Consider the following 9,118-nt stretch of genomic DNA (forward strand, 5'->3'; position numbering starts at 1 on the left):
ACTCCGCCCTTGGCCATATGCGCCATCCTCAAACCCTTTCGATGATCCGCTCGCCGAACAGGCCCTGTGGCCGGAAGACAAGGAAAAGCAACGCGAGGACATAGGCGAACCAGTTTTCGGTCGCCCCGCCCACCATCGGGCCGATGAAGAATTCGAACAGCTTTTCGCCAACGCCGATGATCAGCCCGCCGACGATGGCACCGGGAATCGAGGTGAAGCCGCCCAGCATCAGCACCGGCAGGGCCTTCAGCGCGATCAGCGACAGACTGAACTGCACACCCGATTTGGTGCCCCACATGATCCCTGCGACCAGCGCCACGAAACCTGCGATGGACCAGACCATGACCCAGATGAAGCGCAGCGAGATTCCCACCGACAGCGCCGCCTGATGGTCGTCGGCCACGGCCCGCATGGCGCGGCCCTGTCTGGTATATTGCGAGAACAGCACCAGCGCGCAGACCAGCGCGGCCGCGATGATCGTGGCCCAGATGTCCAGCCGGTCGATGAAATAGCCGTATCCGAACCAGCCCGCCGTGACCTGCTCGATGCCGTCCGAAATCCCCTGCGGCAGGCCCACGTCCAGCGCCTTGATATTGGCACCCCACATCACGTCGCCCAGCCCCTCGAGGAAATAGGCCAGTCCGATCGTGGCCATGAACAGGATAATCGGCGCCTGCCCGACCAGATGTTGCAGGATCAGCGTCTCGATCAGGAAGGCCAGCAGGACCATCACCAGCGCCGCCAGCACGATCGCCAGCGCCGCCGGCACCGTCCAGCCGAACTGCTCCAGACGGCTGCCGAAGACCGCATTGATCAGATCCGCGAAGGGCACCTGTCCCTTCTGGATACCGACCAGCGTCAGCGCCGCGAACAGGGCCAGGACGCCCTGCGCATAATTGAACACCCCCGAGGCCTTGAAGATCAGCACGAAGCCCAATGCCACCAGCGCATACATCACGCCGGTCATCAGCCCGTTCAGGAAAACTTCGCCGGCGAAGATCAGCTGTTCCATCAAAGCGCTCCCTTGTCAGTCATGGGCGACCCCCAGATAGGCGTCGATCACCTCCTGGTTCGAACGCACCTGATCGGGGGTGCCATCGCCGATCTTGCGGCCGTAATCCATCACCACCACCCGGTCCGACAGGTCCATGACGACGCCCATGTCATGTTCGATCAGACAGATCGTGGTGCCGAATTCGTCGTTCACGTCCAGGATGAAGCGGCTCATGTCTTCCTTCTCCTCGACATTCATGCCCGCCATCGGCTCGTCCAGCAGCAGCAAGCCCGGCTCGGCCGCAAGGGCGCGGGCCAGTTCGACGCGCTTCTTCAGACCATAGGGCAGTCGCCCGACCGGGGTCTTGCGGATGTTCTGGATCTCCAGAAAATCGATGATCTTCTCGACCTCGGCGCGGTTTTCGACCTCTTCGCGTTCGGCCGCGCCCCACCACAGGGCCTGGCTCAGCAGGCCGGACCTCATCTTGTTCAGCCGGCCGGTCATGATGTTGTCCAGGACCGTCATCCCGTCGAACAGGGCGATGTTCTGAAACGTCCGCGCGATGCCCAGCCGCGCGACCTGATAGGGCCGCATCGGCGGGCGGCGGCGGCCCTTGAACCAGACCTCTCCGTCCTGGGGATGATAAAAGCCCGAAATGACGTTCAGCATCGAGGATTTCCCGGCCCCGTTCGGCCCGATGATCGCCCGGATCTCGCCCTCGCGGATGTCGAAACTGATCTCCTTGATCGCGACGACACCACCAAACCGCAGGGTGATGTCCTTCAACTCCATCAGCACGCCGCCGATCTGTCGGCCATCGGGGGTGGTGTAGCCTTCGGTCCTGTCCAGCATCGGCCTAGTTCCCGGCAATCAGGCCGACGATCACGCCATACAGCGCCACGGCCGGACCATATTGGATCATCTGTTTCAGCGGCAGGCCGGGCCACAGCCGGCTGGCCGCGGCCACACCGAAACCGCCGGTCAGCGCCCCGGCGACCAGATCGCTCATCCAGGCCGGCAGGAAACCCGGAAGCAGCCAGGCCAGGAGCAGCCCGGCCAGTGCGATCAGCCCGCCGCTCAGATAGCTGGGCCTGAAGGTGACCACCGCCCTGCTCATTCCGCCGCCACCTTCTGTCCCTGCGCATCGCCGAAGACCTGCACGTCCTCGATCTTCAGCGTCGCCTTGATCTTGCCCTTGCGGCCATCCTCGTAGGTCACTTCTGTTTCGGTATAGATGCTGTCCGAGCCGTCATAGAGCGCCGCGACCAGATCGGCGAATTTCTCGCCGATCACGGCGCGGCGGACCTTGCGGGTGCGGGTCATCTCGCCGTCATCGGGATCCAGTTCCTTGTGCAGGACCAGAAACCGGCGGATCTGGCAGCCCGACAGCATCGGATCCTCGGCCACGGATCGGTTCACCTCTTCGACATGGGCGCGGATCGCGGCGTAGACCTGCGGATGGCTGGCCAGTTCCTGATAGCTGGCATAGGCGATGTTGTTCCGCTCGGCCCAGTTCCCGACCGCATTCAGGTCGATATTGATCATCGCCGCACAGAAATCGCGGCCATTCCCGATCGCCACGGCTTCCAGGATGTTGGGATAGAATTTCAGCTTGTTCTCGATATATTTGGGCGCGAACATCGTGCCGTCGGCCATCCTGCCCACATCCTTGGCACGGTCGATGATGCGCAGATGGCCGGTTTCCTCTTCGAAGAAGCCCGCGTCGCCGGTCGCGACCCAGCCCTCGGCATCCTTGGTCGAGGCCGTGCTGTCGGCGTTCCTGTAATATTCGACGAAGGTTCCGGGGCTGCGATAGAAAACCTCGCCGGTGTCGGCGATCCTGACCTCGACGCCGGGGCTGGGCACGCCGACCGTGTCGGACCTGACCTCGCCGTCGGGTTGCTGGGTGATGAAGACGCTGGCCTCGGTCTGGCCGTAGAGCTGTTTCAGGTTGATCCCCAGACTGCGGTAGAAATCGAAGATCTCGGGGCCGATCGCCTCCCCCGCGGTATAGCCGACACGGATGCGGGACAGGCCCAGCGTGTTCTTCAATGGTCCGTAGACGAAAACCCGTCCCAGCCCGTAGGCCAGCCGGTCGCCAGGGCCTACCGGCTTGCCATCCAGCAGCGCGGGGCCGACACGCCGGGCGACCGACATGCACCACCCGAACAGCCAGCGCTTGAAGCGGCCGGCATCCTCCATGCGGATCATGACATTGGTCAATTGTCCTTCGAAGACGCGCGGCGGCGCGAAGAAATAGGTCGGTCCGATCTCGCGCATGTCGGTCATCATCGTCTGCGCGTCCTCGGGGCAGTTCACCGTGAACCCGGCCCACAGCGCCTGCCCGACCGAGAAGATGAAATCGCCGACCCAGGCCATCGGCAGGTAGGCCACGATATCCTCGCGCTGCGTCAGACGGTCGAATTCGGCGCTGTTCTTCGAGGTTTCGATGATGTTGCGGTTCGACAGGACCACGCCCTTGGGCCTGCCGGTCGTGCCGCTGGTATACAGCATGACGCAGGTGTCGTCGTAGCCCAGACCCGCGATCCGGGCATCGAGTTCCGCGTCCAGTCGCGGCGCCGCGTCGCGCCCCTCGGCCTGCACATCGGCCAGCGCATCCATGCGCGAATGGTCGTATCGTCGCATCCCGCGTCTGTCGGTATAGAGGATCCGCTCTATCCCCGTCACGCGGTCCTCGACTTCCAGGACCTTGTCGACCTGTTCCTGATCACCGCACAGCACGAAACGCGCGCCGCAATGATCCAGCACGAAGGCCATCTCGTCGGCCACCGCATCCTGATACAGCGGCACCGGCACCGCCCCGCACATCTGCGCCGCGATCATCCCCCAGTAATGGGCAGGCCGGTTGCGCCCGATGATGGCGACGCGATCGCCAGGCCGCAGCCCAAGCGTCAGCAGGCCAAGCGCCAGCGCACGGATTTCCCCGGCCGCCTGGGCCCAGGTCCAGCTTTGCCAGATGCCGAATTCCTTCTCGCGCCATGCCGGGCGATCACCGTAACGGGCCACGTTCCGCGCGAGCAGCGCGGGAATCGAATGCAATTCGCCCTCCGGCGTCTGCGGGTCCGTCATCTTTCCTCCCTGTCGCGGCGCCGTGCCCGCGCGATCCCGGGCGCGCCTCCTCCGCACGGCCGGGATGCGACCATCCTGATCGCCAATTCTTGCCGCAATTTTTCACGAATCCAACGAAATGTTACATCGCTTTCATGGCTCGCGGGGCGATGCTATCGCTGCTGAGGGGGGAGGAGGGTCAGTGGAACGGATGCAAGCGGAGGAAGGGATGATCGCGGACCTGCCCGCCGATCTGACGCGGTCGGGGCTGAACCTGATCGGGCAGGCGCTGTCGATCTTTGATGCCGATCTGCGGCTGGCGGTCGCCAACAGCCAGTATCAGGCCATGTTCGATCTGCCCGAGACCCTGACCCGGCCCGGCACCCGGTTCGAGGACACGATCCGGTTTCTGGTCGAGCGCGGCGAATATGGCCCGCAGGACGACCCGCCGGCGGCGGTGGCCTTTCGCGTCGAACAGGCGCGGACCTTCCAGCCGCATTACTTCGAACGCGAGCGTGCCAATGGCCGCTGGATCGCGGTCGAGGGCGCGCCGCTGTCGCAGGGCGGCTGGGTGACGGTCTATACCGACATCACCGAAATCAGGCGTCAGGAATCATTGCTGCGCGCCCGGTCCGAGGAATTGTCCGAACAGGTGCTGGATCATGCCGAACGCCTGTCCGCCGCCAACCGCGAACTGGCCGCTACCAACGCCGCGCTGAAAGAGGCGCAGCGCGTCCTGACCCGCAGCGAGGCGCGGATCCGGCAGGTGACGGAAATGGTGCCGGCCCATATCGCCCATGTGGATGCGGATTACCGCTATACCTTTTCCAACCGGCAGCTGCCGCAGGTCTTTCCGGGCAGCGATGCCGGCATCATCGGCCGCAGCATCGAAGAAGCGCTTGGCAGCGGCAGCTTCGCCACGCTTCGCCCCCGGCTGGACCGCGCCCTGGCCGGCGATCCGCAGGTCTTCGAGATGACCCATGCGCCCTCGGGCCGCCGCATCCGCATCGCGCTGACCCCGGATCGGGCCGGGCACGGCGTCTATGTCCTGTCGACCGATGTCAGCGCCGAGGTGCAGGCGCGCGAGGCGCTGAGCCATGCGGGCAAGCGCAGCCTTGCGGCGCAACTGACATCGGGGATGGCGCATGATTTCGGCAACCTGCTGACCATCATCCTGGGCCTGCAGGGGCGGCTGGCGGCGCGGGATCTGCCCGAGGACGCGGCGGGCGATGTGCATGCCACGCTGGCCGCCGCCCGTCGCGGTGCCGCGCTGCTGGACCGGCTGGCCCGGATCAGCGGCCCGCGCGAGGTGGCATTGCAACCGGTCGATCTGCCGGCTCTGCTGCACGAGGTTGCGGCGCTGGCCCGCCCCTCGCTGGGCGACGGGATCAAGCTGCATCTGGATTGCGACCTGGGATCCCAGCCGCTGCTGCTGGATCCCGGCGCGGTGCAGGATTCGGCGCTGAACCTGATCCTGAACGCCAATGCCGCCATTGCCGGGCCGGGCGGCCGGATCACGCTGTCGGCCCGTCGCAGCGGCGAATGGATCGAGATCGCGGTCGCCGATACCGGCCACGGCTTTTCCGACGAGGCCTTGCGCCGCGCGACCGAGCCTTTCTTTACCACCAAGGCCGGACAGGGGTCGGGCCTCGGCCTGTCGATGGTCTATGACCAGACCAAGCTGATGGACGGGACCATGCGGCTGGACAACACCGCGCGCGGCGCCCTGGTGACCCTGCGCCTGCCACGCAGGCCGGTGGCAAGGCAGATGGTGCTGCTGGTCGAGGATGACGACACGATCCGCGCCGATATCCGCGCGATGCTGACCGGGCTGGGCCATGCGGTGATCGAGGCCGCCAGCCTGTCCGAGGCCCGCGCCATGTCCGACCTGCCGGGGCTGACGCTGATCCTGTCGGACATGCAGCTTGGCGACGGGCTGGGCCTTGATCTGGCGGGTCCGCTGCCGATGCTGCTGATGACATCGCTGCCGCCGGGCGATCCGGTCCGCGCCCGCGCGTCCGGCCCGGTCCTGACCAAGCCCTTCACGACGGCCCGGCTTGCAGCCGCCCTGTCCCAGACGAAAGCACCGGCATGTCCGAGCCCCCTCTGATCGCGATTCTCGACGACGAACCCGAGATCCGTCGGCTTCTGGCCTCGGTCCTGCAGGATGCGGGCTTTCGCACCCAGGGCTTCGCCAGGGCGACCGAGTTCGAGGCCGCGCTGCGCCGTATCACCCCCGATGCCTGCCTGATCGATCTGGGCCTGCCCGACCGCGACGGGCTGGCGCTGGTGCACCGGCTGGCGACCGAATCGGGGGCGGCGATCATCATCGTCTCGGGGCGGGCGCAGGTGCAGGATCGCGTGACCGGGCTGGAACTGGGCGCGGACGATTACATCATCAAGCCCTTCGAACCGGCCGAACTGGTGGCCCGCATCCGCGCCCGGCTGCGCCGCCCCGCCGCGGTGCAGGGCTGCGGGGCGGCGAAAGCACGCTTTGCAGGCTGGACCGCCGATTTCGATCGCTACATGCTGACCGCGCCCGATGGCGCCCAGACGCCGCTCAGCCATGCCGAGGCCGAGGTGCTGCGTCTTTTCACCGATCATCCGCGCCGCCTGATCACCCGCGCGCAGATGCTGGAAACGCTGGGCGGCGCGGCCGGCGACAGCTTCGACCGGGCGATGGATGTGCGCATCTCGCGCCTGCGGAACAAGCTGTGCGAGGATCCGAAGAACCCGCGGCTGATCAAGACGATCTACGGTGCGGGCTATATTTTTCTTGCCGAAACCTCCTGAACCGGTTCGCGGCGGTTGTTTCGCCGCCGACAAGCCGATAAGCGGTTCGTCAATCCCCGGCGAGACCAGAGAACGCCGCCACAGCCCGCGGCACGCTGCCGCCTTCTTTCCAGAGATTCGTGATGGCGCTTGCCCCCCAGCATCCCGACGACGCCGCCCGGCTTGCGGCGCTTCGGTCCTACGAGATCCTCGATACCGATCCCGAATCGGAATATGACGAGATTGCGCATCTTGCGGGCGCGATCTGCGACATGCCCGTCGCGCTGATCAGCTTCGTCGATGCCGACCGGCAATGGTTCAAGTCCGCGACCGGGATCGACCGGCGCGAGACCTCGCTGACGGAATCCATCTGCACCCATGCGTTTCTGGGCGACGACATTCTGGAAATCGCCGACACGCAGGACGATCCGCGCACCATCGACAACCCGCTTTGCACGGGCCGCGAGGGATTTCGCTTCTATGCCGGCGCCGTGTTGAAGACCAGCGACGGCCTGCCACTGGGCACCCTGTGCGTGCTGGGCAGGAGACCCGCGAAGCTGACCCCGCTGCAACGCGACACGCTGCGGGTGCTGGCCGCGCAAATCATGGCACGGATGGAATTGCGCAAATCGCTGGCCCATGCCGAAATGCTGCGCAAGGAGGTCGATCACCGGGTCAAGAATTCGCTGCAATCACTGGCTTCGCTGGTCCGTCTGGCCGCAAGGCGGGCGCGTCACCGCGAGACGGCCGAGGCGCTTTCGACGCTGCAATCGCGCATCGACGCGGTGGCCCGGCTGCACGAGGAACTGTATCGGTCCGATGGCGGCCGGATCGTCGATCTGGGCCGCTACATGGCCAACCTGACCGGGCATCTGGCCGAAATCGCGCCCTCGCATGTCCGGCTGCAGGTCAAGGCCGACAATCTTGCCGTCTCGTCCGAACAGGCCGTCGCGGTGGGTACGCTGGTCAACGAATTCGTGCAGAATTCCTTCAAGCACGCCTTCCCGGATGGTCGTCACGGCATGGTTCACGTCACCGCCGAACGCGGCAGCGGCGATGGCAAGGTGCAACTGACCTGCCGCGACGACGGCGTCGGGCTGCCCGACATCGCCCTGGGCGGACAGGACGGTCTGGGGATGCAGATCGCCGCGATCATCTCGGCCGAGTTGCAGGGCGAGCTGAACATCCAGTCCAGCGAAGGCGAGGGCCTGACCATCGGGATCGAATTCGTCAGCGCGGCGGGCTGAGACCGGCCCGCCGCGCCGCGCGCCTCGTGAGGATCAGGCGTCGCGATCCCAGCCGCTGATCGCCTTGGAATCCATGAATTCCTCAAGGCCCATGACACCGCCCTCGCGGGCCCGTCCCGATGCCTTGACGCCGCCGAAGGCCGAACCCGGCCCGCGCGGCTCGCCGTTCATCTCGACCATGCCCGAACGCAATTGCCGGGCCACGCGATTGCGCCGTGCGCCGTCCTGCGTCTGGACGTAGTTGGTCAGCCCATAGGGCGTGTCATTGGCGATCTGGATCGCCTCTTCCTCGCTGTCGAAGGGAATGATCGACAGGACCGGACCAAAGATTTCCTGCCGGGCGATGGTCATGTCGTTGCTGACATCGGCAAAGACCGTGGGACGGACGAAATAGCCCCGATTGACGCCTTCGGGCAATCCGGTGCCGCCGGCGACCAGGCGCGCGCCCTCGTCGATGCCCTTCTGGATCAGATCCTGGATCTTTTCCCACTGACCCTTGCTGACGACCGGCCCGATATGCGTGCCGGGCTGATGCGCCGATGCGACGCCGGTCTTTTCGGCCACCTGCGCCGCCGTCTCGACCGCGCGATCATAGACCGAACGTTCGACCAGCATCCGCGTCGGCGCGTTGCAGGACTGGCCGCTGTTGTAGAAGCAATGTGTGGCCCCGCGCGCCACCGCCTTGTCGTCGGCATCGGCGAAGACGATGTTGGCACCCTTGCCGCCCAGTTCCAGCACCACCTTCTTCAGGCTGTCCGCCGCCGCCTTGGTGATCGCGATCCCCGCCCGGGTCGAGCCGGTAAAGCTGATCATGTCAACCTCGGGATGGGTCGAAAGCTGGCTGCCCACGCCCGCTCCATCGCCGTTCACCAGGTTGAAGACGCCCTTGGGCAGCCCCGCCTCGTGCAGAATCTCGGCAAAGAGGAGCGACGAGAGGGGGGCGATTTCCGAGGGTTTCAGCACGCAGGTATCGCCCGCGAGGATCGCCGGAATCACCTTCAGCGTGACCTGATTCATCGGCCAGTTCCACGGCGTG

General features: G+C 65.7%; 8 protein-coding genes. 3 read left to right on the forward strand and 5 right to left on the reverse strand.

What is annotated here, in order from left to right; genetic code table 11:
- Positions 1-28: 28 nt before the first annotated feature.
- The 4 genes from B4L36_RS04815 to B4L36_RS04830 are packed head-to-tail and all read right to left on the reverse strand — an operon-like array spanning position 29 to position 4,084.
- Positions 29-1,015: a branched-chain amino acid ABC transporter permease gene (locus tag B4L36_RS04815; protein WP_292953183.1), complete on the reverse strand. Its 987-nt coding sequence runs from the start codon at positions 1,013-1,015 to the stop codon at positions 29-31.
- 12 nt (positions 1,016-1,027) lie between these two features.
- Entirely contained in the window at positions 1,028-1,846 is an 819-nt protein-coding gene (locus tag B4L36_RS04820; RefSeq protein WP_292953186.1) for an ABC transporter ATP-binding protein, read from the reverse strand.
- 4 nt (positions 1,847-1,850) lie between these two features.
- Entirely contained in the window at positions 1,851-2,111 is a 261-nt protein-coding gene (locus tag B4L36_RS04825) for a hypothetical protein (protein WP_292953189.1), read from the reverse strand.
- A complete protein-coding gene (locus B4L36_RS04830; protein ID WP_292953192.1) occupies positions 2,108-4,084 on the reverse strand; it encodes an AMP-binding protein in 1,977 nt (658 codons plus the stop codon). Before B4L36_RS04830 ends, B4L36_RS04825 begins: the two co-directional genes overlap by 4 nt.
- A gap of 208 nt (positions 4,085-4,292) precedes the next feature.
- On the opposite strand from B4L36_RS04830, the gene B4L36_RS04835 reads away from it, so the two are divergent.
- The 3 genes from B4L36_RS04835 (at position 4,293) to B4L36_RS04845 (ending at position 8,082) form a co-directional block, all read left to right on the forward strand.
- The gene (locus tag B4L36_RS04835) at positions 4,293-6,173 is read left to right on the forward strand and encodes a PAS-domain containing protein (protein ID WP_292953195.1); all 1,881 of its coding nucleotides are present in this window, start codon (positions 4,293-4,295) and stop codon (positions 6,171-6,173) included.
- A complete protein-coding gene (locus B4L36_RS04840) occupies positions 6,155-6,856 on the forward strand; it encodes a response regulator transcription factor (protein ID WP_292953198.1) in 702 nt (233 codons plus the stop codon). The genes B4L36_RS04835 and B4L36_RS04840 overlap by 19 nt, the downstream gene beginning before the upstream one ends.
- Before the next feature lie 122 nt (positions 6,857-6,978).
- Positions 6,979-8,082, forward strand: coding sequence for a sensor histidine kinase (locus B4L36_RS04845; RefSeq protein WP_292953201.1), 1,104 nt, complete (start codon positions 6,979-6,981; stop codon positions 8,080-8,082).
- Between the two features lie 33 nt (positions 8,083-8,115).
- Here the strand turns inward: B4L36_RS04845 and B4L36_RS04850 are convergent.
- Positions 8,116-9,118, reverse strand: a 1,003-nt coding sequence (locus tag B4L36_RS04850; RefSeq protein WP_292953204.1) for an aldehyde dehydrogenase family protein, incomplete at its 5' end; no start/stop codon positions are given.

It is taken from the genome of Paracoccus sp. UBA889 (genome assembly GCA_002294185.1).
Taxonomy (GTDB): Bacteria; Pseudomonadota; Alphaproteobacteria; order Rhodobacterales; family Rhodobacteraceae; genus Paracoccus.

Excerpts from the sequence above, each read along its gene's own strand:
- B4L36_RS04840 (WP_292953198.1), top strand. The coding sequence starts at position 6,155 with ATGTCCGAGCCCCCTCTGATCGCGATTCTCGACGACGAACCCGAGATC.
- B4L36_RS04835 (WP_292953195.1), top strand. The coding sequence starts at position 4,293 with ATGATCGCGGACCTGCCCGCCGATCTGACGCGGTCGGGGCTGAACCTG.
- B4L36_RS04825 (WP_292953189.1), bottom strand. The coding sequence starts at position 2,111 with ATGAGCAGGGCGGTGGTCACCTTCAGGCCCAGCTATCTGAGCGGCGGG.
- B4L36_RS04820 (WP_292953186.1), bottom strand. The coding sequence starts at position 1,846 with ATGCTGGACAGGACCGAAGGCTACACCACCCCCGATGGCCGACAGATC.
- B4L36_RS04845 (WP_292953201.1), top strand. The coding sequence starts at position 6,979 with ATGGCGCTTGCCCCCCAGCATCCCGACGACGCCGCCCGGCTTGCGGCG.
- B4L36_RS04830 (WP_292953192.1), bottom strand. The coding sequence starts at position 4,084 with ATGACGGACCCGCAGACGCCGGAGGGCGAATTGCATTCGATTCCCGCG.